Genomic DNA, 26,302 nt, shown 5'->3' on the forward strand with positions numbered 1-26,302 from the left:
TAATTGTATGGAATACAATTTTTGAAAGAAGGAACGAGTATGTCGATCAACTCTTATGAGAATTATCCACTGACTTGGCGTCCAGATAAAAAAAAGTTACATCGCCCAATCTACCAATCACTTATCACGCAGCTAGAAGCTGATATCTTATCAAATAAATTACAAAAAAATACAAGGTTACCTTCCCAAAGAGAACTAGCTGATTTTTTAGACATCAATTTCACAACAGTTGGTCAAGCTTATAAGTTGGGTCTAGAAAAAGGGTTACTCTATACAAGTATCGGGAGTGGGACATTTGTTTCCCCAAATGCGTTTACCTCCATCACTATTTCTTCTGATCAAGTACCTGATCATGTCATTGATTTTGGGTTAGTCAGTTCATTTGATGAATGCAACGAAATGATCACTCCTTGTATTCAAGCTGTTTCACAAAATCATGCGACTAACGGACTTCTTAGCTACCGTGAACCATTAGGGACAACCTATCAATTGACGATTGCCAAAAAATGGTTGGGAACACAAGGTGTCTATGCTTCAAGGGAACAGATTGCTATTGTTTCAGGTGTCCAAAACGGCTTGGCGATCACGCTAGCTGCTTTGTTTTCTCCAGGAGATCGTTTGGCAGTCGATCGCTATACTTATTCGAATTTCATTGAGCTTGCTCACCTTTACCATATGGAAATCGTGCCGATTGATTTTGATGCGGAGGGTATGCTTCCAGAATTACTTGAACAAGAATGTCGGAAAAAAGCAATCCACGGTATTTTTCTGATGCCTTCATGTAACAATCCTATTGGGTTTCAACTATCTGCAAAACGGAGGCAACAGCTAAAAGAAGTCATTACAAAGCAACAATTGATCGTGATCGAAGACGACATCCATTCTTTTTTGACTACCTATAATCAAAAAACACCCATTCCCTCATTCCAGCAGTTACTTCCTGAACAAACCATTTATCTTGCCGGAATGACCAAGTTTATCTGTGCAGGCATGCGTGTTGCCTTTCTAGTATTTCCCGATAAGTACAAACAAAACATCCAACAGGCGATTTTCAATATCAATGTCAAAACCTCAAGTTTAGATGCTGAGATTGTCACGCAAATCCTATGTTCAGAAACCGCACAGGACATACTCGAAACAAAATCCAGCTATACAAAACAAGCAAATGAACGATTCGATACACTTTTCAACTTGCCTCGACCGACCAATCCACTTCCTTTTTATCGAAATCTCCCTGTTCGAAATGATCTGTCTCCGAAAACGATCGAACAAGCTTTTTTAAATAAAGGGATTCGTGTCTATCATTCACATCGTTTTACGACACAACCGCAACATGATCCTTTTATTCGAATTGCTTTATCCTCTAATCCTTTGGAAGTATTAACGAAAGGACTTGAAATCGTCAAGAAAGAAATCGTGTACTTTCAACGATGACTTATCATATAAAATCAAAATGATCCAACTCATTCTTTTTGTTTTTAACTGCTCGAATCCCCATCGAGGAGGAGCCTATTTTTAATCATAGGCTCCTCTTTTTTCTATTGTCATATAAATAAAATTTATCATAACTACCTATTTTGACTATAGCCTTGAGCGAATCCTATACTTCGTATGTATTAAAACTTAGGAGGAATCATTCATGCTAACAGGGTTAAACTTATTAAATAATCCATTTTTAAATAAAGGAACTGCTTTTACAAAAGAAGAACGTAAAAAATACGGGATTGCCGGAATGCTTCCTAGCACAGTCCAAACATTAGAACAACAATCTGTGCAAGCATATGGCCAATACCTAAGCAAACAAACTGATTTAGAAAAACGTATTTTCTTAATGAACTTATTCAATACAAACCGCACACTTTTCTATAAATTGATGGGACAACATTTAGTAGAATTTATGCCGGTAGTATATGATCCAGTAGTTGCAGATGCAATCGAACAATACAATGAAATTTTCTTAAAACCACAAGATGCTGCATTTCTTTCGATCGATGAACCAGAATTGATCAAAGAAAGTTTGAAAAATGCCGCAGCTGGTCGTGATATTCGTTTGATCGTTGTTACAGATGCAGAAGGTATCCTTGGAATGGGTGACTGGGGAGTTAATGGTGTTGACATCGCAATTGGAAAACTAATGGTTTATACAGCAGCTGCTGGTATCAATCCAGCGCAAGTATTACCTGTATCGATCGATGCTGGTACAAACAATGAAGAGTTATTGAATAATCCGTTATATCTAGGAAACAAACATGCGCGTGTCGAAGGTGATTCTTACTATGAATTCATCGACCAATTCGTTTCATCTGCTACAGAACTATTCCCTGAATTATTGTTACACTGGGAAGACTTTGGTCGTGGCAATGCCGCAACGATCTTAGAAAAATATGAAGACAAAATCACGACATTCAATGATGACATCCAAGGAACAGGGATCGTCGTACTAGCTGGTGTACTCGGCGGATTGAATATTTCTGGTGAATCCTTGAAAGATCAAACGATCCTAACATTCGGAGCTGGAACAGCTGGAGTCGGCATTGCGAATATCTTATTAGATGAAATGATCCGTCAAGGTGTACCAGAAGAAGAAGCACGTAAACACTTCTATCAAGTGGATAAACAAGGACTATTATTCGAAGATACTGAAGGATTGACACCTGGACAAATTCCTTTTGCACGTAAACGTTCAGAATTTACCAATAGTGAAGAATTGACTAATTTAGAAGCTGTTGTCAAAGCAATTCACCCAACGATCATGATTGGTACATCTACTCAACCAGGGGCATTCACAGAAGAAATCGTCAAAGAAATGGCTAGCCATACACCACGACCAATCATCATGCCTTTGTCTAACCCAACAAAATTAGCAGAAGCAAAAGCAAAAGATTTGATTGAATGGACAGATGGAAAAGCATTAGTCGGAACAGGTATCCCTGCGGATGATGTGGAATACAATGGCGTGACTTATCAAATCGGACAAGCAAACAACGCATTGATGTATCCAGGTTTAGGACTTGGTTTGATTGCTTCAACAGCTACTCGTGTCAACGCTGAGATCATCTCACAAGCAAGTCGTGCATTAGGTGGTATCGTTGATGTCACAAAACCAGGGGCAGCTATTTTACCACCAGTTGCAAGAATCACTGAATTCTCACAAACGATTGCTGAAACAGTCGCTCAATCAGTCGTGAATCAACAATTGAACCGTGAAGAAATCACTGACATCAAAGCAGCTGTCGAAGCAGCTAAATGGGTGCCTGAATATCAAGATTTAGAAGCTTAATTCACGCTAGTCTCTTTCACAATAATTCGTTACTAAACAGTTCTGAGCAAAACGAGACTTAAAGTAAAAAATACGCATGGTAAACATCGAAGCCTTGGATCATTCGTTCACCGAGAAATAGGAAAACCAACTATTTTTCAACGAATTGATCCAAGGGGTGTTTTTTGCCAAGAAATACTGGAGCCAGTTGAGGAATAGCTTTAGATTATTTTCCAACTCATAGGGAACTCCTCTTACGTTAATCAAGGAAAGGATCTGTAAGAATGTTACATCAAGAACAAACGACTTCTACAGTCGTTAAGACAAACAAAGAAGGTTTTTGGGAAACAAAAATCAGTGGGGTCAGTTTACCTATCTATTTGATCATGGTTCTCGTTTTGATCGTTGCGATGGCATTAGGTAAATTACCAACAAATATGATCGGTCCTATCGCCGTGCTCGTCATTTTTGGGAATCTATTCCATTTTATTGGGACAAAAATCCCAATCGTCAAAAGTTATTTAGGTGGTGGTTCTGTTTTTGCGATCTTCGCTTCCGCAGCTATCGCAACCTTTGGTATTTTACCTGATTATGTCGTGAAATCAACTGAAAACTTTGTCAATAATATGGGCTTTTTAGACTTTTATATCGCTGCTTTGATTACCGGAAGTATTCTAGGAATGAACCGCAAATTATTGATGAAGGCTTCCGTTCGTTTTATCCCTGTTGCACTTATTTCTATGGTTGTTTCATTTTTTGCAGTTGGACTTGTGGGAATGTTGATTGGAAATGGCTTCGCTAATTCCGTATTATACATCTCTTTACCTGCCATGGCTGGTGGTGTAGGTGCTGGCGCTGTTCCACTATCAACTATTTATGCAAACGTCTTAGGAACAGATGCTTCTGCTATTATTTCACGTTTGATCCCTGCAACTGCAATGACAAATGTGCTAGCCATTATCGGAGCCGCTTTAGTGGCTCGTGCTGGACAATCCATGCCAAAATTGAATGGTAATGGGAAACTGATGGAAAAAGGCGATCTAGGTGACGGCAAACCACGCAATGTGAAACCTTCTATCCCTCAATTAGGTGTTGGTTTAATGGTCTCGATCACATTCTTTATTCTTGGCCAAATCTGTAATTTCTTTGTACCAAAAGTTCATGCTTATGCTTTCATGATCATTATTGTGGTCATCTGTAAAATCACCAATGTTCTTCCTGAATACTACGAAGATGCAGCAATCATGTTCAATAACTTGATTGTTAAAAACTTAACGGCAGCTGTTTTAGCAGGTATCGGGATTGCTTTATTGAATTTGAATGTTTTAGCTTCTGCTTTAACATGGCAATTCGTCGTACTCTGCTTAACAAGTGTCATCGTCATCTCCCTTGTCTCTGCATTTGTTGGTCGTCTATTTGGACTTTATCCGATCGAATCAACGATTACAGCAGGACTATGTAACAATTCAATGGGTGGTACAGGAAATGTTGCCGTCTTATCCGCATCAAACCGCATGGAATTGATTGCTTTTGCTCAAATGGGCAATCGTTTAGGTGGAGCGATCGTCTTGATCATTTCAGGATTTTTGATGCAACTATTTTCTTAATTCGAATAAATGTAAAAAAACTTCTCGATCATTATTCGAGAAGTTTTTTTGCGATGACCTTCATCATTCATTTAGAAAATCTTTTTTGAAATTGCTTTTGCCATTTGGTTGAATGATAGCCGATACGTTCATAAAAACGATGTGCCTCGTTGCGATATTCGCCAGAGTTTAGTCGAACACCAAAGTAGCCACGTTCTTTTCCTTGCTTCTCAACACTCTCCATCAATCGTCTGCCAATTCCTTGATGTTGCGCTTTTGAAGAAACTGCTAATGCTAAAATATTGAACAACGTTGGACTTAACAATGTTGCATACTTTTGGGCATGGACATATCCTAATACTTTCCTCGTCCCTTCTTCCTCATAAACATCAATGACATAGATCTCTGGCTGTGCCAAGATGTATTTTAATTGCTTCGTTGTTTCCGAAAGTGGCATCTCATACCCTAATTCTTCCTTATTTAGCTTGTTTATGGTTTCTGCATCCTCCACACGAGCAGTTCTGATCATTTTGGTCTTCCTTTCTTCTCTAAGGTTATATACTATGCTAAGGATAGTATGGATTTTTCTATCGAAATGAACCATGGTCAATTCCTTGATCAAAAGAATGATAAAAAAAGAGAAACCTTGTCATTTCAAGGTTTCTCCACTATTTTAATACTATTCTTCTTCTTCAGCCATGAATGTATTGAAGACCTCTTCGATCATATCCCATTCAGCATCTGTTTCGATTTGTTCTAATTCGCCTTCTGTTCCGTCTTCGTTTTCAACGTAGGCATAGGCTTGTAATTCTACATCTTCATCTTCCGGTACGCCGGCTGGATAAAGCAATACGTAGTTACGACCAAATTCTTCTTGTCCATCGACTGTTAACAAGATTTCGTATAATGTTTCATTTCCTTGATCATCGACCAATGTGATATGTTCATGTCCTTCATGATCATGTGTATGATTGTGTTCTGCCATTAGAACCCCTCTTTTCATTTTTTAAAATAGTTGTTTTCCCGAACCATCTAAATAATTTTGTAAAATCATCACCGCAGCAAGCTTATCGATGACTTTTTTTCTTTTTGCTCTTGACGTATTTGCCTGTTCGACCAACATGCGTTCTGCTTGGACGGTAGTCAGTCGTTCATCTTGATAGTCGACTGGTAGAGAAAACATTTCTTTGATCTTTTCTCCGTAAACCATTGAGCTTTCTGCTCTCGGACCGATTGAATTATTCATGTTTTTCGGCAAGCCTACAACAAAACGATCTACTTCGTACTGTTTGACCAGTTCTGCCAATCGTTCAAATCCAAATTCTTCTTTATCTTCATCGATACGAATGATCTCTACGCCTTGTGCAGTCCAGCCAAAAGGATCACTAACAGCGACACCTACAGTCTTTGAGCCGACATCCAAGCCCATCACTCTCATAGATTCACTCCATGATTTGAGAGATAGTCTTTGACGATCACTTCCATGATTTCATCGCGTTCATGACGACGGATCAGATTCCTTGCATCACGATAACGAGGAATGTAGGCCGGGTCTCCAGAAAGCAAGTAGCCCACAATCTGGTTGATTGGATTGTAGCCTTTTTCTTCCAAAGCCCGATAAACGATCGCTAATGTTTCGCTGACTTCTTTTTTACGACTATCATCAAAACCAAAACGTACGGTTTCATCTGTAAAACCCATGATTCTACACCTCTTTCCGCAGGGTAGTCAAATTACCCTCTACACCCTTTATTTTACTCGAAATGTGGTAAAACTACAAATAAATATTCCAACTTCGCTGGAAATATAAAAATAATAATGATTTCTTATTTGATTGTATCGATTCCAACATTTATGAGTACACTTTCTTACAGTATACGTGATATTTAATCAAAAATAAGTCTTTTCTCTGTTTTTTCAAAAAATTCACAAAATATTCAAATAACGAACGCCTATGGATCATGTTTTCTTAGCTTGCCCCGTTTGATAGTTGATCGTATAACCGTCTTGCACATTATAGATAAACACATTGAACGAGATTTGGTTATCTTCAATGCTTTGGGCTTCTAACTGAACACCTCGTGCTACTAGTTCTTCCCCTTCAAAATGTGGTGTTACCCGATAGCGAACGTGATGATTGGTTTCTTTGATGTATGCGGCAATATCATTTTCATGTGCCAGCATATGAGGGGTATTCAACGAACGAGTCCCTGTCATCAAATTTTTGATGTTATTGTTTTGACCAGTTAGCTGAAAACCTATCAAGTGGCTTCGATTGTAAAGCCATTGTCCGTCACTCAATTTTTTTTGTTTCCAACCTGTAGGATCGATATAAAGAGACTCACGTTTTTCTTTAGGGAACATCTCTTTTCCTAACATGGCATTGGCTTGACCTACACGATTCAGTCGATCGATATCGGAATAACTTTCCCATGTTCCTTTATCTAAGCTCAGTTCTTCTTTTGTAAAAGTTGGCTTATTTTGATTGATTTCGATTTCTTGGTGCGTGCCGTCGTATTCTGGAACATTCGCCACTTGTGAGACTTGAGGTTTTGAATCAAATAAACCTGTCAGTTGTTGAACGAGATCAGAGTCTTTTTGCGTCGTTGAAATCCCTAATGCACCAGCTAAAAGAGCAACTGCGACTCCTATGATTGTTTTGGTTGTTTTTTTGCTCATGTATCTACTCCTTTATTCAGTCGAACTTCATAAATCTTAACATACGTTCCCCTTTTTTAAAATAAAGAAGTATTTAAATTCTTTCAACAATTCCTTCTTCAAAAATTATATACGCATGTTTAGTCTATTTCCTAAAATAAACAACCTAAATTTCCACGTGAAAGGAAATCTAGGTTGTTACTAAAACTTCATCACTCGATTCGATTGATCTTCTTATCTATTCTATCACCAAGTAAATACGTTTTCCGATAGGACAATTAGGCGCTCAACATCGATTCTTATTTCAAGTTTCTTTTACAAAGTTTGCTCTGTTCATTGCCTGTTCAATCATCGCGACTGTTGCTTCTGGGTCTTCTACTCCAATGATGAGACGATTGAATTCTTCATCTTTTAGTGTGATAACGACTGCGTTTTCTTTTCTTTTGAGGTCATAAAATACCTTGTTTGAATCTTGGACGAATGTTCCGGCAAAATAATGTCCATAGGCATCAACTCCCATTCTTTTTTCGCCAAATTTCGGTGTATCTTCCCAGACATCGGCATCCACAGTTGCGCCTAATACATTGGATAATGGTGTGGATATTTCATTTTTCAATGCCCACAGTTTTCGTACGCCCTCCATACTGATGATCAATCGATCATTTTGGATTTCAACTTTAGCCATTTTCTACTTCCCCCTGTCCGTAAGATCCGCTCGACGCATGACTCGATCAGCAATGATCGTTTCAATCGAACCTTCGTTTTTCTCTTCCAAAGCGGTGATTACCTTCTGTGCGACTTTCTTTACTTCGTTGTCATCTGCCGTACGTTCTAATAATGCGATGATCAATAAATCAATCAATAACCCATTATCGGTCACTCCATCTTCAGCTATATAGTTAAAGCAAGTCGTAAATAAACCAGCTTTACTATAATAAGCAGAGTATAAACTTCCTCGAAGCAAGCCAGTCGCTTTTACCAATTGACTGATCGACGTCCCTGCATACCCATTTTTGGCAAATATTTTTGCCGATTCTAGTAAAACTTTCTCTTCATTAAATTCTCTCGTTCTTCCCATAACTTAATTATGCCACATTATTGAACGATTGGTCAACAATTAACCAAAAAGCTTGATTTAGCCTAACTGTTGACTTAACACTTGGATCTCTTCTGCATTGCTCTCACTTGGATCTTATTTTACCTTTCACTGCTTATTTTTTTGATTCAAGTTTTCTTTTTATACGTTTTCCAATTTGTTTGTAGTAAAATAAATACAAGAAAACAACTATTGGAGAAAATGCCATGCCAGAAAGAGATTTAGATTTATTGCTTAATACCTGTTTATTGGCGGGAAAAATAATGACGGAAAGTAATGCAGAGATGTACCGTGTAGAAGATACGATGAGTCGGATCGCTTCTGCTTCTGGAAATTATCGCTTAGTTAGCTACGTGACCCAAACAGGACTATTTATCGGATTTGATCGGACTTCGACGATCCGCATGGAACAAATCACCAATCGAACGATCAATTTAGAAAGAGTAGTCAAGGTCAATAATCTTTCAAGAAAATATGTTGCCAATGAATTGACTTTGGAAGAACTATATAGCGCATTACAAGAAGTCGAGAAAGATCGTCGGATGTTCCCAGTATGGCTACAAATCATCAGCGCTGCTATCATTAGCGGGACGATCATGATTTTATTTGGTGGCGAATTGAAAGATTTACCGATCACATTGTCGATTGGTGGAGTGGGCTACATTGTTTATCTTTGCAGTTTGCGTTTTTTTAGAATCAAGTTTTTAGCTGAATTCCTTTCCTCTTTGATTATCGGCATTGCCGCTATTTTAAGTGTGCGTTTAGGAATCGGTCTCAATCAGGATTTGATCATCATTGGTTGTGTCATGCCGTTGGTTCCTGGTGTTCAAATCACCAACGCGATTCGTGATCTATTAGCGGGGCACTACGTTTCTGGTGTTTCTCGTGGAGCAGAAGCGATGATGACTGCGGCGATGATTGGTTTTGCAATCGCCTTTATCTTTCAAATCTTCTACTAAGAAAGGACTTTAGCCATGTGGCATGTATTGATTCAATTTTCTTTTAGCTTTTTAGCGACCGCTGCCTTTGCAATCATCACTAATGTACCAAGGAAAGCCTTAGTTTGGTGTGGTTTAGCTGGTGCCGTAGGTTGGATGATCTATTGGTTGTGTCTAGCTATGGGTGGCGGTGCAGCTTTAGGTTCATTACTAGGTTCATTAGGCGTTGCGTTTGCTAGTGATCTTTTTTCTAAACAACTAAAAATGCCCGTCACGATTTTCAATATCCCCGGTATGGTACCACTGGTTCCTGGAGGCTTAGCCTATCAAGCTGTTCGCAGTTTAGTTACAGGTGCTTATCAAGATGCGGCATTTTTCACTGTTCAAGCGATCATGATTGCTGGAGCGATTGCCTTAGGTCTAGTGATATCAGAAGTATTCAACCACAATATCCGTAGTTTTAAACTGAAACGTGAAGCGATTGTATTGAAGAGAAGAAAGAAAAAATGAGCGTTTCTCGCTTTAATCTTTTTTGTACAGAGCAATCATACTGTGGGATTCTTGCAAGCTTTAATAAAAAAAGTGATAAGAGAGGAAATTCTTACGAGTTTCATCTCTTATCACTTTTTTATTTGTGTTGTACATGACTACAACTTTATTTCGTTCATTTAAAATGCACGATACACATATTGATTTTCAGGAGCAGTGATTTTTTCTACTTTCGTCACTACGACTGAAGGAATCTCTCGCTTGAAAGGTTGATAAAAATCGGTTTGGATCGTTCCTTCGACTTTGTACCAGTCATCATTTTTCACAGTCATTCCTTCTGGCAGATGCGTCAACAATCCAAAAACCCCGGAATCAGCAACACAGTGGATGATCCCAAATCGAAAGAGAAAGGTATCAGTAGCCTTGTCATTTTTCGACTGATAGATAAAGCCTTCATAAGAGACTTTCTTACCAATGAATTCGCTTGGATAGTTGTAGATCAATTCCATGATCTCTAAATAATTATCGTCTGTGATCGCAATCGTTTGTTCATCTTCGTATTTGTCTTTTAACTCATTCATTTGATCTTGATAGTCGGATTTATTGAAATAAATACTCGTATCTGGTTTCAAATATTGCGTTTGCACTTGTGGATCACCGACAGATTCTTTGCTTAGTGGAAAGTTGAACCCTTTCGCTTCCACGATCGTTGTGTTTAAACTAACTGTCGGAAACAGTGTTCCTACAACGATCGGCAAGGCTAATAAGAGATAAGCAATCCAACGCTGATACGGTTTTGATAATCCGTGATCATGAGAATCATGGGACTCATGGACTCCTTTTTTTCCATCTGCTTTTACCCAAAGATACAACTGAACTAAGGCTAGTAAGGCAGATAAAACCATCGATAATACTGCCAAATAACGATAATGGACATTGATGTATTGATCTAAACGCCCTGAAACTTGAAGATACATCATCATTTCAAAATAACCAGATAAAATCAAAAATCGCAGCATGATTCTCCTCCTAAATAAATAGTGTAAAGCCGATAACACTTAAGGCAATCAGCCCGATCAATGAAACGATGAAGCGTGTGTTGAAGTAACGTTTCATCATCAATAGGTTTTTGATATCCACCATTGGTCCAAAAACTAAGAAAGCAACAACTGGCGCTGTTCCAAAAAGACTTAACAAAGAGGAACCAATAAACGCATCCGCCTCGGAACAAAGAGACATCGTGAATGCCAATACTAGCATGATCAAAATGGCTAATAGCTTTGTCGAACCTAACGTCAACATCACTCTCGTAGGTAAATAGGTTTGCATCCCTGCAGCAATCAAACCGCCAATGATCAAATAGCGGCCCGTATCGAAGAACTCATCAATCGAGTGAGTCAAGACATGGAGGATTCGATATCCCCATTTCTGTGGTGCGATTGCTTCCACTTCCTCATGCTCATGTGTATGGGAGTTAGGCTCAACCATCGCTGAATCAAATGAAGACTTCAAGATTGTGCCTTTTTGGATATAGGCCAACCAGACACCTACAATCAGTGCGACAATAAAACTTCCTAACATGCGCAGACCCGCCATTTTCCAAGTATTGCCAAATGCAATAAAAGTTGAAAAGATCACGACTGGATTAATGATTGGCGCAGTGAGCATAAACGCAAATGCTGTGTGGACAGGAACCCCTTTTTTTACAAACTGATGAACGATTGGAACGATCCCACATTCACATGAAGGAAAGAAAAAACCTAAAATAGACCCAACAATAATCGATAAAAAGCGATTTTTAGGTAACCATCGTTTGACACGTTCGGGGGTCAAAAATACTTGTAAAGCACCTGAGATGATACATCCCAATAAAACAAACGGCAAGGCTTCGATAACGATCGATAAAAAAATCGTTCCCATCTGCGATACCGAATTTGGAATAAACGAAAACATATAATTTCTCCTTGTCATTTGAACTTCATTCGCCCATCAATATACGCTTTTCTTCAATAAAATACAAGAAAGCTTAAATTTTTTTCATAAGTTTAAGAAATCAAAAAAAGCTTTTTTATTGACATCTCCGTCATAAGGATTTACTTTTAGCACAGCTAAGATGAAGATTCAGGTAAAAAGAAGAGAGTCATTTGCCTATTTTCTATCTGTATACGACTGAATACTTTTTCACCATCGAATTAGCGATGTGCTAAAAGTAACCTTAAGGAGTTATCACCATGAAAGAAACCCATGATTTAACTGAAGTCTTAAAAACTATCCAAGAAGAACCGACTGTCGTGCTTGCGATTTCCACCCCCAATTGTAGTGTTTGTCATGCAGTAGTGCCAAAATTGGAACAATTATTGACTCATTATAATTTCCCAGCGTATCATTTAGATGCCTTCGAGATGCCGGAAGTAGCTGGCACATTCCAAACATTTACTGCACCAGTGATCTTGCTCTTCCATTTTGGAAAAGAAGTCGAGCGACAAGCCCGCTTTATTCAATTTGAACAACTGACAAAGCGTTTAGATCAATTAAATGAATCAAGTGATCAAATCGGCTACGATACTTTATTTGATCACTTGAAAAAAGAGCGACAAGTCATTTTCTACAAACAATGACTTGTCGCTCTTTTTATTTAAACATCCATCAAATAACGAGCTGTGATCGACTGTTCACAAGTAACGATTTTTTCTGGTGTTCCTTCATAAAGGATCTCGCCACCACGAATTCCCCCATCGATCCCTACATCGATCAACCAATCTGCCGCCTTCATGATTTCCAGGTTATGTTCAATGACGATGACCGTATTGCCTTTATTGACCAACCGCTCGATGATTTCTAAGATACTCTTGATATCTGCCATGTGTAAACCGGTTGTTGGTTCGTCCATAATGTAGATATTGCCTTTTTTACTTAATTCTTTCGCCAGTTTCAACCGTTGACATTCTCCTCCTGACAATGTATTTAACGGTTGTCCCAACGTCATATATCCTAGCCCTACTTCTAAAATTTGTTTCAATTTTCGTTGAATCGATTTTTCTTCAAAAAATGCCACCGCTTCAGTCACACTCATCGCTAATACTTCATCGATCGATTTCTCTTTTAATTTGTACTGATAAACTTCTTCTTTGAATCGTTTACCGCCACAGGCTTGGCAAAGGACCTCTACAGAATCCATAAAAGATAATTCCATTTTGATATGACCATGTCCTTTACAAGTTTCACATGCCCCTTCTGAATTATAAGAGAACAGTCCGGCAGAAACATTATTTTCCAACGAGAAGACCTTGCGGATATCGTTCATGATCCCTGAATAAGTCGCTGGGTTAGAACGAATATTCCCTGCAACAGCTGACTGATCGATATTGATTGCTTCCGGGTACTCCTTCGCAAACACACCATTCACTAAACTGCTCTTTCCTGAACCAGCTACTCCGGTCACTACTGTAAAAACACCTAATGGTACTCTGAGAGAAGTATTTTTAAGATTATGCAATGTCGATTTTGAAGTTTCAATAAACTTGTCTGTTTTTCTTGGCTCCTGTTTGAAATCTGTCATTTGTCCAAAAGCTTTTCCTGTCAATGTATCTGAAGCCAGTAATCCTTCGTAACTACCTTCATAGGTGATATACCCACCATTTTTTCCTGCTTTTGGTCCAACGTCAATGATATGATCTGCTGCTTTGATGACATCTGGATCATGTTCTACAACAATGACCGTGTTTCCTTTATCACGCAATTTGATCAATAGTTCGTTTAACCGATGAACATCTCGTGGATGTAACCCAATACTAGGCTCATCGAAGATATAAATGACGTCATTCAAACTAGAAGATAAGTGCTTGACCATTTTCACTCGTTGGCTTTCTCCTCCAGATAAAGTCGCTGTCTCGCGATCTAAAGAAACGTAATCTAACCCAATATTGATCAGATCTTGTAGTCGTGATTGGAGATTTTTCAACACTGGTTGGATCATTTCATCTGTGATCCCCGGTAAGATTTCTAATAGTTCATCCAGTTGCATCGCTAAGAAATCTGCGATTGAATATCCGTTGATCTTGCAGCCCAAAACCTTTTGATTGAATCGTTTTCCCTGACATTCTGGACATCTTTGTTCATCCATGAACGCTGCGATTTTTTTCTGGGTCGCGGCAGAGCTCTCATTGCCCCCTTTGATATTGGAACGATTGAAACGTGCCACTAATCCCTCATAGGTCGAACTCATCCCTTCCATATACAACGAATCGATTTTTTCTCCTGAAGCATACAAGAACTTTTCCATTTCTTCTGTTGAATAATCCTTTAATGGCTTATCATTGTCAAAAAAACCTGTGTTCGTGAAAGACTTCAATAACCAAGATCCGACTTTGTAGCCTGGAAGTATAATCGCTCCTTCATTCAACGATTTTTCTAAATCTAACGCTTTGTCTAGATTCAATCCAACGATCCGACCAATCCCTTCACACGCTGGGCACATGCCGTGAGGATCATTGAATGAGAAATTCCAAGCGGGGCCTAAATGGGGAATGCCAATACGAGAGAAAAGCAAGCGGATCAGTGGGTTGATATCTGTGATCGTTCCTAGTGTTGAACGCGAATTTCCACCTAAACGGCTTTGATCTACAACGACTGCCATAGATAAATTGTCGATGGCATCTGCTTCTGGCTGACTATACTTAGGTAAGAAATTCTGCACAAATTTAGAGAAATTTTCATTGAGTTGTCTTCCCGCTTCTTGGGCAATCGTATCAAAAACGATGGAAGATTTTCCCGAACCGGAGACACCTGTAAAAATCGTGATCTTTCTTTTTGGGATTTGTAAATCAAACCCTTTTAGATTGTTCTGTCTGGCATTATGTATCCTGATATATTCCTGCATTGCTGATCCTCCCGTCTGGCATTATGTATCCTGATATATTCCTGCATTGCTGATCCTCCCGTATTCCCTCGATTTTTTTGGTGAAGTATTATTATAACACAGAAACAATGTATCACTATAATAAATTTCGAAGCTTTCAGTTGTTCACCTATCAGCCTCCTAATTGAAGAGACGCCAATGAAGGAAAATATCACTTATTTTTATCTATTTCTAAAAAAGATCATAAAAAAACAAACTATTTTTTCTAGTGAATAGAAAAATAGTTTGTCATTGATGGTTTAACTTTTCTTTATTTCCGGTTATTCGTTGTCGTCATGCTCATGCAAGGACGCATCGGAATGCAAGAAGTAGATCAACGTTTGTAACTCGTTCGTCAAATCGACATTTTGGATCAATACTTCGGATGGTGCATTTAGTCGAGCAGATGTAAAGTTTAATATCCCTTTGACACCAGCTTCTGTCAAACGATTCACTACTTCTTGTGCTTTTTCGGCAGGTATCGTTAAGATTGCCACTTCGATTTGTTGGATCTTGATTTGTTCGATCATGTCATCCATTGGATAAACGGGGATACCATCAACGATCCGACCCACGATTTCTGGGTTCACGTCAAAAGCGCAGCTGACACGGATACTATTACTTTGGTGAAACTTATATTTCAACAAGGCACTTCCTAGATTACCGACCCCGATCAATGCAACGTTCGTCAATTGGTCATCATTCAAGGTTTTTGCAAAGAAATGCATCAAGTCCTCTACATCATAACCGTAACCACGTTTTCCTAGTTCGCCGAAATAGGAAAAATCACGACGGATCGTCGCACTATCTACTTGGACTGCTTCACTTAGTTCAGTTGATGAAACTTTTTTCTTACCTGCGTTATTCAAGATTCTTAAATAACGATAATATAAAGGCAGGCGTTTTGCGGTTGCCTTTGGAATTACATGGTCTTTCACTTCATTACCTCCACTGTATTTCTTCTCGATTTATACATCATATCAGTACTTACACAAAAAAATCAATTTCGTTGCTTGTATATTGTGAATTTTTATTCTTATTCTCATTTTCCTAGCTTCTCAGAACCTCGCAGTAACTATGAATTTGTGGTAGACTACAATAGAAAAAGTCCATGAAATTCTAGGATAATTCACAAAGTAGAAAAGAGGATTCGATGATACTATTACAAGCCAATCAAATCGCTCGCCATTTTGGCGCTGAGATTTTATTTGAAAATATCCACTTAGAGATCCAAACGGGCGCACGTATCGCTTTAGTCGGACGTAACGGCGCCGGTAAATCGACATTATTAAAAATCATTGCTGGCATTGAAGCCCCAGATGTAGGTAATATCGCAAAAAATAAAACAGCTACCCTTGGTTATTTGGCCCAAGATACAGGATTAGATTCCACTGAAACCGTCTGGAATGAGATGCTAAAAGCATTTGAAGAAGTGCGCTTGATGGAACAGCGGATGCGTGACCTTGAAGTATTTATCAGTGAAGGCACTCCTGACACGCCGGCTTATCAAGCCTTCTTGAAAGAATATGATAAATTGCAGCATGATTTTTCTGATAAGAACGGCTATAGTTATGAAAATGAAATTCGCTCTGTATTGCATGGATTCAAATTTGATCCGTCGTTTTACGAGCAAAGAATCGATACGTTATCTGGTGGTCAAAAAACAAGATTAGCTTTAGCTAGGATGCTTTTACAACATCCAGATATCTTGATCCTGGATGAGCCAACCAACCACTTGGACATCGAAACACTTGCTTGGTTGGAAAACTATTTGCAAAGTTATACTGGTGCCCTTCTGATTGTCTCCCATGACCGTTATTTCTTGGATAAAGTGGCGACTGAGGTATATGAACTAAGTCGGAAAAAGATGCGTCACTATAAAGGAAATTATTCCAAATATTTAGATATGAAAGCTGAACAATTAGCTTCTGATTGGAAAGCCTATGAAAAACAACAAACAGAAATCAATAAACTCGAAGATTTTGTTGCCAGAAATCTTGTCCGTGCGTCAACGACAAAACGTGCCCAAAGTCGTCGAAAGGCATTAGAAAAAATGGAACGGTTAGACCGTCCACAAGGAGATGAGAAACAAGCTCATTTTCTCTTCAACGTGGCGAAACCTTCGGGAAATGTTGTGTTGCAAGTAGAAGATGCCGCTATTGGCTATGACGGCACCATCTTATCTGAACCAATCAACTTGGATATCCGTCGTCAAGAAGCAATCGCATTAGTGGGACCAAATGGAATCGGTAAATCCACTTTACTAAAATCGATCATCCAACAGCTGCCTTTCATCCGTGGAAAAGAAATACTTGGTACGAATGTCAGCATTGGTTATTACGATCAAGGACAAGCGGAACTGCACACTAATAAAACGATTCTAGCTGAATTGTGGGATGAACATCCAACCGTTCCAGAAAAAGATATCCGTTCGATTTTAGGCGCTTTTTTATTTTCTGGTGAAGACGTTGAAAAAACGATCCCCTTGTTAAGTGGTGGAGAGAAGGCACGTGTCGCGTTAGCTAAGCTAGCAATGAATCAAGAGAACTTTTTGATTTTAGATGAGCCAACCAACCACTTAGATATCGACAATAAAGAAGTGTTGGAAAATGCATTGATCGACTATGAAGGAACATTGCTCTTTGTCTCTCATGACCGCTACTTCATCAATCGTATCGCCACTAAAGTCATTGAACTCTCAGAAAACGGAAGCAAAGTCTACTTGGGGGACTATGATTATTATTTAGAAAAGAAAAAAGAAGAAGAAGAAATTGCGGAACTGTTAGCAGCTGAACAACCTGAGGTCAGCACGCCTTCAACAAACAAATCCACTTACTTCCAAAGCAAAGAGCAACAAAAGATCATGCGGAGCTTGCAACGTAAGATCACGCAAATCGAAGAAGATATGGCTCAACTAGAAGAAACAGTGGATGAACTCGAACAACAGATGGTTTCTCCTGCTGTATTAGATGATCATGTCAAATTGAATGAATTAAATCAAGCGCTTGATGAAGCACATCAACTACAAGAAGAAAAGTTGTCTGAATGGGAAAACTTGAGTCTTGAGTTAGAAGAAATCGAAAATAATCAATAGACTCGCTCCTGTCATCCTTTTTAAACAAAACCGCTGAAAGCTGGCTTTATATCCTGCTTTCAGCGGTTTTACTTTAGACTTGTTGATATAAATCGAAAACATGTTTCAATTCGACAGTTACTGGAGAATGGTCTGGATTTGTTTCCATCAGATCTTCCATGAACACCCACCACTTTTGATTGATTGCTGTTTCTGGTACATGGCGCCATTTTTCTTCATCTTCAATCTCTAGATACCCAAAAAGAGTATTTGTTTCTGGATCAAGAAAAATCGAATAAGAGCGCGCACCATGTTCAGCCAACATGTCACGCATCTCCGGCCACAATTCATGGTGTCTTTTGAGGTACTCTGCTTCGTATCCTGGGTACAACTTCATTTTTACTGCTTTTTTGATCATTTTTATTCCCCTTTCACTGATTGTTCGATCTGCTCGACCCTAGCAATTATCATTTGGTTCTTACTTCTTTATTTTCCAATTTAAAGCAAGCGTTTACAATAGCAAAAAATAAGGATAATGGTGGCAGATTCACAGGAATTCATCATAGGACAAAAAAGCGACCGCGGTGGGTGGCCGCGGTCTAGGAGTTTATTTTTACTTGAGGAGTAAAAATGAAAAAGTATAGGGTTGTTGGTTGGTATGTATATAGAATAGAAGAAAAGTTTGAAGAATTTTCACTATAATAGTTGTCTTTTGTTAGGATAATTCATTAAGAAAAAGTAAAATGCCAAGTCCTTTAGTTACTTAGTAACAAGATAATCATTCCATAGGATAAACTTTACACCTTGTTTTCCCCTTATCTAAGGTAGTTAAAGTAATCGGTTCGTCTACTTCTTACTTTCTTGCTTGCTTTTGCTTGTTGCTTTAAGAAACTTATTTTTTTTCGATTTCTGAAATTAAGTTTTCTTAGTTGGTTCCGAATAAAGACGAATCTTCTTCTATTATTCATTGATTTTTGTTTCTTTTGATAAATGGTTACTTTCCTATTCGCGATGATAATAGCCTTCTTATTTTTTTGTCTGGCGCTATTCTTGCTCGCATCTAGCACTGATGATAACTGTTTTTTTTGACTCTGATCATCTTTTGATGACGCTGTTCCTAATTCTTGGGGCTCTTTGTTTTTTTCTAGGATGGTCATTTTTCTATTTTGAACCATCACCGTTTCAAATACACCCACTCGTCTAGCATCCTGTTCTTGTTTCAGACGATTATTTTTTTCTAATACGCTCTCTGATGACAGGTTAGTCAATGAATCTTCTTGAACATTCGTTGATGGAATAGCGGCTTCTTGCTTGTCCATGTCTTTCAAATATTCTTGGATCATCGGATCAAGCATAAAAAAGCTAGGTTTCGCTCGGTGGCTCACTTCTTCTCTTACCTCATCCTTCAGCAGTCGATTGTACTTTGGATTCTTTAAGCAGAACTGAAGGATTCCCTTTCGTATATCAACGGTTTCTTCTAATGACTGAACTAATCTCGTAAGCACACTAGCATCGACATTTCCATCGATTGTTCGATTTTTCTGTTGCTGAAATTGCTCAAGTTTTTCTTTATCGATACTTAACCATAAATGTATATAATCCGATAAATAGAAATTTTTATCGTAATACTTAGTTATTTGATTAGTCAACTCATTTTGTCCACTGTCTTTGCAGTTGATTGCAATTTTTTCTGCTTGTTGGAGGCGAATGATGGCAGCTTCCTTACTTGACCAAGCCCCGTCAGGTATCTGGTGTTTTAGAATTTTCTCTACTTCTTCTTTGACCGTTTTGTCAAACTCATTAAAAGAAGTTTGTTGATTTTCAATCGTCAAGGTTGGTTCCTGATTTTGACTAAAGATATTCCTGATACGTTGGCTGATTCTCATAATATTCCTCCTTGTTTCTGTTGATAAAATGAGTATACAGTTTGTAAATCGATTCGTTCGCCTTTCTTTTCTTATACATGCAAAAAAAAGACTTGACGTTTTTATTGAACTTAACCTCTTCAAAAACAAGGCGCCATCCACAAAAATTTGAAACACAAATTCCGTGGATGACGCCTTATTTTTCGAGGTTAAATACTTCTGTATCGGTCTCTTGTTTTTCTTTTAATTTGGCGTATCCATCATGAATTACCTCACGCTTTTTTGCTCAGCTATATACTTCTTGCCTCGTTCTTCTCGTATATCCATATATCGCCAAACTTAGAAAGAATAGAATATAAATGACCAAGATGAGTATTTCCCTACTGTTAGCTCCCCATGTTTGTCCGGATTGAAGGTTTTTGATAATCGTCAAGACCCAATATTGCGGAGTAATCATCGATACGTTCTGCATCAATTCTGGCATCACCTCATGGGGGATCAAAGCACCCGATAGTAAACTTGTGACGGTAATCAAAATACTTTGCAAAGCCGCTGCCACACTTGTACTTGGTGCAAGCACACCAATCGCGATCGACCAACCTACCGCTAATAAACTAAATAGACTTAGTAGGCCAATCAAATCAAAAGCGCTTAACCCTGGGTCGATGTTGAATAGACTTGTCATGACGATAACTGCTAACATTACTTGGATCAGCATAGCGAATGTCGCAAAAATCGTTGTCCCGATAAAATACGTACTTTTAGCTACCGAAGTCGTCATCAAACGCGTATAAATTTTATTTCGTCGTTCTTGTTGAATCGTCGTCGTTCCAAAATTACCTGCTTGGAAAAGAAACATCATCAACAAAAAGCCAACGATTTGCACTGACATTCGTTCGGTCGTTGTGCTTTGATCTACTTGCTTGATCTCGATTTCTGTCGATTCTTTCAAGCGTTCCAGCGATTCGTCCTCCCCTTCAGCTTCTGCTAACAGATGGATACTAGAAACTTCTGCCAATGCGCGTTGGGTCAATCGGTCGATATTCTCCAACAGCTCCCCTTTTTGGAATGTTCGGAGAGAGAGTTTCGTATTTTCAGAAACATTTTCTTGATAACCTTTAGGGATTGTGATGACTGCCACCGCCTGTTGTCGGGAAAGAACCTGATCGATTTCTTCTACTGAACCAATTTCCTGAACGCTGACTCGTTTTTCCAAACTTTCAATAAGCAATTCACTATAGGATGAGCGGTCCTGATCAACTACCCCTATCGTCAGTAGATTCGTTTCTTGATCTCCATAAGCAAAAAGATAAAGGACGACACTCAAGAAAGGAATTCCTAAAAGAAACAAGATTTGCAATGGTCGATTTCTCCAAAGAACCAACCGTTCTCTAACGATCCAAAAGATATCTCTCATTAGAATACCTCCCTTTTATCTAAAATGACGACTGACGACATGAGTAAAACAAACATTAACCCAAAATTTCCATAGATACCTAACCCTTGTAAGGAATTGTTGGTCCACAAACTTTCTCTTACAGATGCTAAAACCCAACCTAATGGTGACAATCCCATCATTGTTTCATTCGTTGGAAAATAGGCACCACCTAAAAATCCAGTGAGTTGAATAAATATCTGGGTAATGCCAGAACCAATTCTTTTTTCATCACGGTCTCCAATGGTTTCTAAAAATAAACCGAGTGCGAGAAAACTGCCCATAAGTGCGATTAAGTTTAGGTAAGAAAAGCCAAATCTTAAATACCATGGAACATCAAATAAAAATTGAGAGATGAGCATCAAGACCAACACTACCAACATGCCAAATATGAAGTGTCCAGAAAATGTCGAAAAAATGATTGTTTTACGGCTAAGTGGCGTGACTAATTCTCTTTGCACCGTTCCATGCTGTCGTGCTTCTCGAAACATGCTCAGACCAATTTCAGAAAAATATAAAACAAATAGACTAATCATAGCAATCGCATAGTATTGGTAGGAAGATGCGCTTTCTCGTTGATTTTCTTGATCGACGACAATCGCCTCTGTAAACTGCTCTGCTGAAACTAGGCCAGTAGTTGGTGGCAAGTGCTGTTCCATAATGAAACTTTGTCGTTTGATTTCCTGTACGATTTCTACTAGATAGCTTTGTAGGATTGTTTTTTCTACATTGGTCAATTCCCGACTCTGCACTTCGATGCGATCGGAAAAATGTAAGTAAGCATCAGCTTCTTGTTGTCTTATATTCGCTAATCCTTCCTTTTCATTTGTCACTTCTTCAAAATGAATAGCACCTTCTGCAAAAGAACTTACTTGTTGGAATATTTCACGAACTTCTTGATCGTCTACCTGATATAGTACCGTCAATGGCTCCATATCAGAGGTTATGTCATTATTGAATACACCTTGGAGGACGGCCCCTAGAATAAACATCAACGTGATCGGAAAAGCGAGATAATAAATGTAATTGGATTTTTCACGAAAATTTTGTATCAGGGTCCGGATAATTATTCTTTCATTCATACTCACTCCTCCTAATCACGTAGATTACGTCCAGTCAAACTAAGAAAAACTGTTTCTAAATCTGGAGCTTGTTGCAGTACATCGACTACGCTAACTTCTTGCTTGATCAGTATCATTAATATTTGATTCAACAATTTGCTCTCAAGCACCGTCACGATCTGTACTTGCTGTTTGTCGAGTGAAACATTGATGATCCCGTTAATATTATTGATTTCTTCTAAATCCAGTGCCTCTGGATTCTCCACAGTGATTTGCAGATTGATTTTATCCGTGACGAGATTCACCAATTCTTCTTCACTACCGATAGCAATCACTTGACCTTTATCAATAATGACGATTTCATCCGCCAAACGTGCGACTTCTTCCATATAGTGACTCGTATAGATGATCGTCGTACCGTTTTCTTTCATTTTTTCAATGGCATCTAAAATATAATTTCTAGATTGTGGATCGATCCCCACTGTCGGTTCATCCATGATCAGTAAAGCAGGTTGATGGGCAATCGCCATTGCAATATTCAATCGTCGTTGCATTCCTCCAGAAAAAGCACTCGGTCGCTCTTTTCTTCGTTCATACAAATCAACCGTTCTCAATGCCTTTTCTACATTCTTTTTTAGTTCTTCCCCTCTGAGTCCATATAGCCCACAAAAAAAGCGGACATTTTCTTCAGCAGACAAATCATAATAAATCGCTAACTCTTGCGGAACAACGCCTAATTTTCGCCTAAGTTCTCTTTTTCGCTCGCTCATCTCTTCTGAAAACAACTGAACCGTTCCAGATGTCTTATTCAATAAACCAGTAATCATATTGATAACGGTTGACTTTCCTGCTCCATTTGGACCTAGTAACCCTAAAATCGTTCCTTCTGGTACTTCAAATGACACACCATCCACAGCAATTTTCTGTCCAAATTTTTTTGTCAATTTTTGCACACTGAGTATATTCATTCAATCACTCCTTTTCTTTATTTTATAAAAAAAAGAGAAACTGTAATAGTACAGTTTCTCATGATTTACGAATTAGAAATCTCATGTTCTTCATCAAAAGGTAATATCGTGGTGATGTGAAAACCATCCGTTCCATCGATCAACAATTTGCCGCTCAATACGGCTGTTCGTTCTTCCATTCCTACGATCCCCAGACCTTTACGATAGTCTATTGCACTTTTTCCATTGTTCTTCGATTCAAATCGTAAAAATTTTTGATACACATGTAAACGCACCGTAACCGTTGAAGCTTCACTATATTTCAACGTATTCGTCAAAAACTCTTTCAAATTCGCCGCTAATACTTGCCAATGAAAACGACTGATTTTATCTAAGGAACCGCTATATTGGAAATCCACGATAATCTGGTGAGTCTCGGAGAAACGTTGGAGTTCAGCCTTTACTTTATTGATGTTCAAGGTTTCATTCTTTGGTCGCTCGTCATGTAACACGTTGCGCACTTCGTTGATCGACTTTCTTAAGCGACCAGCAGATTGACTCAATAATTGATGCGCTTGTTCCGGTTGTTCTCGATTGATGACCTTTGCCGCCTCTATTTGGATCAAGCAACTCGTTAAGTCGTGCCCAAGATGGTCATGGATTTCATGAATGATCCGTTGTCTTTCTACTGACGTTGCTTCTTTTTGCATCGCTTCAGCATTCAAAGTGCTTTGTGCAAAGAGTTTTGATAATTTGTTTCGTTCAATCCGTAAAAAATCGGAAGAAGTAGTTAACTCTTCTTGTTGTTTCATCATTTTTTCCGCAGACCAAACGATACTGATCATCCCACTTACCCACAGTACAAAGAGAAAATAAAGTGAATCAGAGAGAAAAAAGCTGCCAACACTATAATTGATCAAGGCTACGACTAAAAGTAACCATGATTTTTGGAAGCAAAAATAACCTTGCAGCAAGGAAAGTGACAATAGAAAAATCGCTTGTTCGACAAAAATCAAACTCAATAGAACACTGATCAATTGCAAAGCAACAAACCAAGGCCGATGTTTCTGAAAACTTTCGCCTAAGAAAAAAAATGTCAACCATACCATACTTAAACTAATGACAAACATCAAAATGGTAGCGGATGTTTGATAGATCATCAACCCGATCAAACCAATGATCGATAGCAAGTTGATCGATAATTTGATTGTTTGCATCTACGTCATAACCTCACCTGTGAGAACATAGATCGCTAATTGCGTACGATGATCCAAGTTCAATTTTTTTAAAATCATTGAAAGATTGTTATGGACAGTTCCTTCACTTAAAAATAGTGTTTGCGCAATCACTTTATTTGTCATTCCTTTTGCGACGAGGTAGGCTATTTCTTGCTCTCGTTCCGTCAGTAAGGAGAGATCTGCTTCTTGATCATTCTTGTTACCTAATTGTTGCGTTGCCTTCACGAGGATTTCTTTCGAAAGGATCGTTTGTCCCTGTAACACACTCTTGATTGCTTGGATCACCGCTTCAGGAGGAGTTGTTTTCAGCAAGTAACCACTTGCACCGTTGCGTATCCCTTCCTCTATGTAACGATCTTCATCAAACGTAGTTAAAATGATGACAGGTATCTGATATTCTTCCGTAATCTGTTGCGTAGCAGTGACGCCATCCATTCCCGGCATTCGGACATCCATCAATACAAGATCGACTTGATTTTTTTCGCAAAAAGCAATAGCTGAACGCCCATCATGACAAATACCCACTACTTGAAAATCGTTTGTACTTTCTAAAATGATTTTTAAGCCGCTTGTAATCAGTGCACTATCATCTACTAATAAAATGTTTGTCATAGTGATTCTCCATTTTTTATTTTGAGCAAGTAGGAGTAACAAGCAATCAAATCAAAAAGTGTTGGCTTCTACTTACAAAGTAGTCTTTGCATGTGTTATCTTTTTTTGATGAGTTCATTTCTTTTGCCTCTCGTACTTGATCTTTTCTTATAGTATACTCGAAAGAATCAGCAAATAGAAGTTTGAGCCCGTAGGCGACGATTGTCTGTCGAATGACTACTCACTGATCTTCCCTATTCTTTTTTAATCAACGAAAAAAAGATTGAGACAATCATGTTAGTTCTCAGAAATAGTCCAAAACCTAAAAATCCGAAAAACAAATTCTAGATTCATAGAAATATTTCTTGACACTATACACAATTAGCTCAATCTTTATGTCACCACTTAATTATTTTTCTTACGCTTCAGCCAGCTAGCTAAAGCTGTACCTACCGAGCCAAAACCAAGTAATGCGAATGTACTAGCTACTTCGCCAGTTTTCGGTAGATTGCTGTCTCTGCCATTATTTTTTGTTGATGCAACATTTGTCGCTACACTGCCACTACCACCATTTGGAGTCGTGCCGGTTTGATTGTTGCCTGACTGATTGTTGCCAGAAGGAGCGCTGATGTTATTCCCACCATTTCCAGTATTCCCAGTGCCTCCCGACTGTGCTGTAGTAAGCATAATGGGTTCAGACTCTTCCCCTGCTAAAAAGTTGTCGCTCTCATCTGAAATTGCAGTGATCCAATAGGTAGTGTTGGCACTTAATCCTACAAAAACCCCATCTACCGCTGCTACACCATCCGCATAAGCTACTACTCGTGCAAGCGGAGTGGCTTGTGGATCTGTGTCGTAAATCAGGTAGGTCACATCTTGCAGCAATTCTTCCGCATGGTCATGGTACCAGTGCTCGCCTGGTGTATTTGGGGTGTCGTCATGGTGTAGAAGTGCAGTATCCGCAATCGTGATCACTTCATGGGTATTGTTTTGTTTTGCTAATTCCTCATCTATTCTCAGAAATGCACCGGCTGCTTTCGTGATTGCTTCGACATCAAAGAGATCTGTGACCAGATACTCATGATTCCCAATAGTCGGTAAGCCGGTAACCTCATAGTTGGAAAGGTTAACCGTGCCCCAATCAATGGTCCAGTTCGCTCCTTCGATCG

General features: G+C 38.7%; 26 protein-coding genes. 7 read left to right on the top strand and 19 right to left on the bottom strand.

Features of this window, described 5'->3' with window-relative positions:
• The first annotated feature begins 39 nt into the window (after window positions 1-39).
• From IGJ99_RS10320 to IGJ99_RS10330, 3 genes are all read left to right on the top strand, one after another.
• A complete protein-coding gene (locus IGJ99_RS10320; RefSeq protein WP_438770923.1) occupies window positions 40-1,434 on the top strand; it encodes a PLP-dependent aminotransferase family protein in 1,395 nt (464 codons plus the stop codon).
• A 205-nt stretch (window positions 1,435-1,639) separates the two neighbouring features.
• On the top strand, window positions 1,640-3,280 hold the full coding sequence (locus tag IGJ99_RS10325) for a malolactic enzyme (RefSeq protein WP_224434148.1): 1,641 nt from the start codon (window positions 1,640-1,642) through the stop codon (window positions 3,278-3,280).
• A 263-nt stretch (window positions 3,281-3,543) separates the two neighbouring features.
• Window positions 3,544-4,866: a 2-hydroxycarboxylate transporter family protein gene (locus IGJ99_RS10330; RefSeq protein ID WP_010734811.1), complete on the top strand. Its 1,323-nt coding sequence runs from the start codon at window positions 3,544-3,546 to the stop codon at window positions 4,864-4,866.
• 67 nt (window positions 4,867-4,933) lie between these two features.
• Here IGJ99_RS10330 and IGJ99_RS10335 read toward each other — a convergent pair whose 3' ends face one another.
• The 7 genes from IGJ99_RS10335 to IGJ99_RS10365 all read right to left on the bottom strand — a co-directional run bounded on the left by IGJ99_RS10335 (window position 4,934) and on the right by IGJ99_RS10365 (window position 8,581).
• Window positions 4,934-5,374 (bottom strand): GNAT family N-acetyltransferase, encoded by a 441-nt coding sequence (locus IGJ99_RS10335; RefSeq protein ID WP_023520077.1) that lies wholly within the window; start codon window positions 5,372-5,374, stop codon window positions 4,934-4,936.
• A gap of 150 nt (window positions 5,375-5,524) precedes the next feature.
• Window positions 5,525-5,830, bottom strand: coding sequence for a DUF1292 domain-containing protein (locus IGJ99_RS10340; RefSeq protein ID WP_010734809.1), 306 nt, complete (start codon window positions 5,828-5,830; stop codon window positions 5,525-5,527).
• 21 nt (window positions 5,831-5,851) lie between these two features.
• Complete coding sequence (gene ruvX / locus IGJ99_RS10345) at window positions 5,852-6,283, bottom strand: Holliday junction resolvase RuvX (protein WP_010734808.1); 432 nt, start codon at window positions 6,281-6,283, stop codon at window positions 5,852-5,854.
• On the bottom strand, window positions 6,280-6,546 hold the full coding sequence (locus IGJ99_RS10350) for an IreB family regulatory phosphoprotein (RefSeq protein ID WP_002290885.1): 267 nt from the start codon (window positions 6,544-6,546) through the stop codon (window positions 6,280-6,282). The genes ruvX and IGJ99_RS10350 overlap by 4 nt, the downstream gene beginning before the upstream one ends.
• Window positions 6,547-6,804: 258 nt before the next feature.
• Window positions 6,805-7,524, bottom strand: a complete 720-nt coding sequence (locus IGJ99_RS10355) for a DNA/RNA non-specific endonuclease (RefSeq protein ID WP_023520078.1) — start codon at window positions 7,522-7,524, stop codon at window positions 6,805-6,807.
• Window positions 7,525-7,807: 283 nt separating this feature from the next.
• Window positions 7,808-8,188 (bottom strand): hypothetical protein, encoded by a 381-nt coding sequence (locus IGJ99_RS10360; RefSeq protein WP_023520079.1) that lies wholly within the window; start codon window positions 8,186-8,188, stop codon window positions 7,808-7,810.
• A 3-nt stretch (window positions 8,189-8,191) separates the two neighbouring features.
• Complete coding sequence (locus IGJ99_RS10365) at window positions 8,192-8,581, bottom strand: TetR/AcrR family transcriptional regulator (protein WP_010734805.1); 390 nt, start codon at window positions 8,579-8,581, stop codon at window positions 8,192-8,194.
• A 224-nt stretch (window positions 8,582-8,805) separates the two neighbouring features.
• Between IGJ99_RS10365 and IGJ99_RS10370 the strand changes: the two genes are divergently transcribed.
• Complete coding sequence (locus IGJ99_RS10370; RefSeq protein WP_023520080.1) at window positions 8,806-9,558, top strand: threonine/serine exporter family protein; 753 nt, start codon at window positions 8,806-8,808, stop codon at window positions 9,556-9,558.
• Window positions 9,559-9,573: 15 nt separating this feature from the next.
• A complete protein-coding gene (locus IGJ99_RS10375) occupies window positions 9,574-10,047 on the top strand; it encodes a threonine/serine exporter family protein (protein ID WP_010734803.1) in 474 nt (157 codons plus the stop codon).
• A gap of 158 nt (window positions 10,048-10,205) precedes the next feature.
• On the opposite strand, the gene IGJ99_RS10380 is transcribed toward IGJ99_RS10375, so the two are convergent.
• Both IGJ99_RS10380 and IGJ99_RS10385 read right to left on the bottom strand, forming a co-directional pair.
• Entirely contained in the window at window positions 10,206-11,045 is an 840-nt protein-coding gene (locus IGJ99_RS10380) for a TIGR03943 family putative permease subunit (protein ID WP_062804858.1), read from the bottom strand.
• A 10-nt stretch (window positions 11,046-11,055) separates the two neighbouring features.
• On the bottom strand, window positions 11,056-11,979 hold the full coding sequence (locus IGJ99_RS10385) for a permease (RefSeq protein WP_023520083.1): 924 nt from the start codon (window positions 11,977-11,979) through the stop codon (window positions 11,056-11,058).
• Window positions 11,980-12,257: 278 nt separating this feature from the next.
• Here IGJ99_RS10385 and IGJ99_RS10390 point away from each other — a divergent pair, with 278 nt between their 5' ends.
• Entirely contained in the window at window positions 12,258-12,644 is a 387-nt protein-coding gene (locus IGJ99_RS10390) for a thioredoxin family protein (protein WP_438770813.1), read from the top strand.
• Between the two features lie 17 nt (window positions 12,645-12,661).
• Here the strand turns inward: IGJ99_RS10390 and IGJ99_RS10395 are convergent, their stop codons facing one another.
• Complete coding sequence (locus IGJ99_RS10395; protein ID WP_409173520.1) at window positions 12,662-14,905, bottom strand: ATP-binding cassette domain-containing protein; 2,244 nt, start codon at window positions 14,903-14,905, stop codon at window positions 12,662-12,664.
• A gap of 299 nt (window positions 14,906-15,204) precedes the next feature.
• Window positions 15,205-15,861, bottom strand: a complete 657-nt coding sequence (locus tag IGJ99_RS10400) for a redox-sensing transcriptional repressor Rex (protein ID WP_010734798.1) — start codon at window positions 15,859-15,861, stop codon at window positions 15,205-15,207.
• A 215-nt stretch (window positions 15,862-16,076) separates the two neighbouring features.
• Here IGJ99_RS10400 and IGJ99_RS10405 point away from each other — a divergent pair, with 215 nt between their 5' ends.
• Window positions 16,077-18,017: an ABC-F family ATP-binding cassette domain-containing protein gene (locus IGJ99_RS10405; protein ID WP_438748410.1), complete on the top strand. Its 1,941-nt coding sequence runs from the start codon at window positions 16,077-16,079 to the stop codon at window positions 18,015-18,017.
• 73 nt (window positions 18,018-18,090) lie between these two features.
• Here the strand turns inward: IGJ99_RS10405 and rhaM are convergent, their stop codons facing one another.
• The 8 genes from rhaM to IGJ99_RS10445 all read right to left on the bottom strand — a co-directional run bounded on the left by rhaM (window position 18,091) and on the right by IGJ99_RS10445 (window position 26,108).
• Window positions 18,091-18,414: an L-rhamnose mutarotase gene (rhaM, locus tag IGJ99_RS10410; RefSeq protein WP_010734796.1), complete on the bottom strand. Its 324-nt coding sequence runs from the start codon at window positions 18,412-18,414 to the stop codon at window positions 18,091-18,093.
• Window positions 18,415-18,811: 397 nt separating this feature from the next.
• Entirely contained in the window at window positions 18,812-19,882 is a 1,071-nt protein-coding gene (locus IGJ99_RS10415; protein ID WP_409173522.1) for a hypothetical protein, read from the bottom strand.
• Window positions 19,883-20,147: 265 nt separating this feature from the next.
• Entirely contained in the window at window positions 20,148-21,278 is a 1,131-nt protein-coding gene (locus IGJ99_RS10420; protein WP_023520086.1) for an ABC transporter permease, read from the bottom strand.
• On the bottom strand, window positions 21,278-22,378 hold the full coding sequence (locus IGJ99_RS10425) for an ABC transporter permease (protein ID WP_409173523.1): 1,101 nt from the start codon (window positions 22,376-22,378) through the stop codon (window positions 21,278-21,280). The genes IGJ99_RS10420 and IGJ99_RS10425 overlap by 1 nt, the downstream gene beginning before the upstream one ends.
• A gap of 11 nt (window positions 22,379-22,389) precedes the next feature.
• Window positions 22,390-23,325 (bottom strand): ABC transporter ATP-binding protein, encoded by a 936-nt coding sequence (locus tag IGJ99_RS10430; protein ID WP_023520088.1) that lies wholly within the window; start codon window positions 23,323-23,325, stop codon window positions 22,390-22,392.
• A 65-nt stretch (window positions 23,326-23,390) separates the two neighbouring features.
• Window positions 23,391-24,521 (bottom strand): sensor histidine kinase, encoded by a 1,131-nt coding sequence (locus tag IGJ99_RS10435; RefSeq protein WP_438770814.1) that lies wholly within the window; start codon window positions 24,519-24,521, stop codon window positions 23,391-23,393.
• A complete protein-coding gene (locus IGJ99_RS10440) occupies window positions 24,522-25,154 on the bottom strand; it encodes a response regulator transcription factor (protein WP_010734789.1) in 633 nt (210 codons plus the stop codon).
• Between the two features lie 384 nt (window positions 25,155-25,538).
• A complete protein-coding gene (locus tag IGJ99_RS10445) occupies window positions 25,539-26,108 on the bottom strand; it encodes an LPXTG cell wall anchor domain-containing protein (protein ID WP_010734788.1) in 570 nt (189 codons plus the stop codon).
• Window positions 26,109-26,302: the final 194 nt, after the last annotated feature.

The organism is Enterococcus sp. AZ095b, assembly GCF_051714725.1.
GTDB classification, from domain to species: Bacteria; Bacillota; Bacilli; order Lactobacillales; family Enterococcaceae; genus Enterococcus_B; species Enterococcus_B pernyi.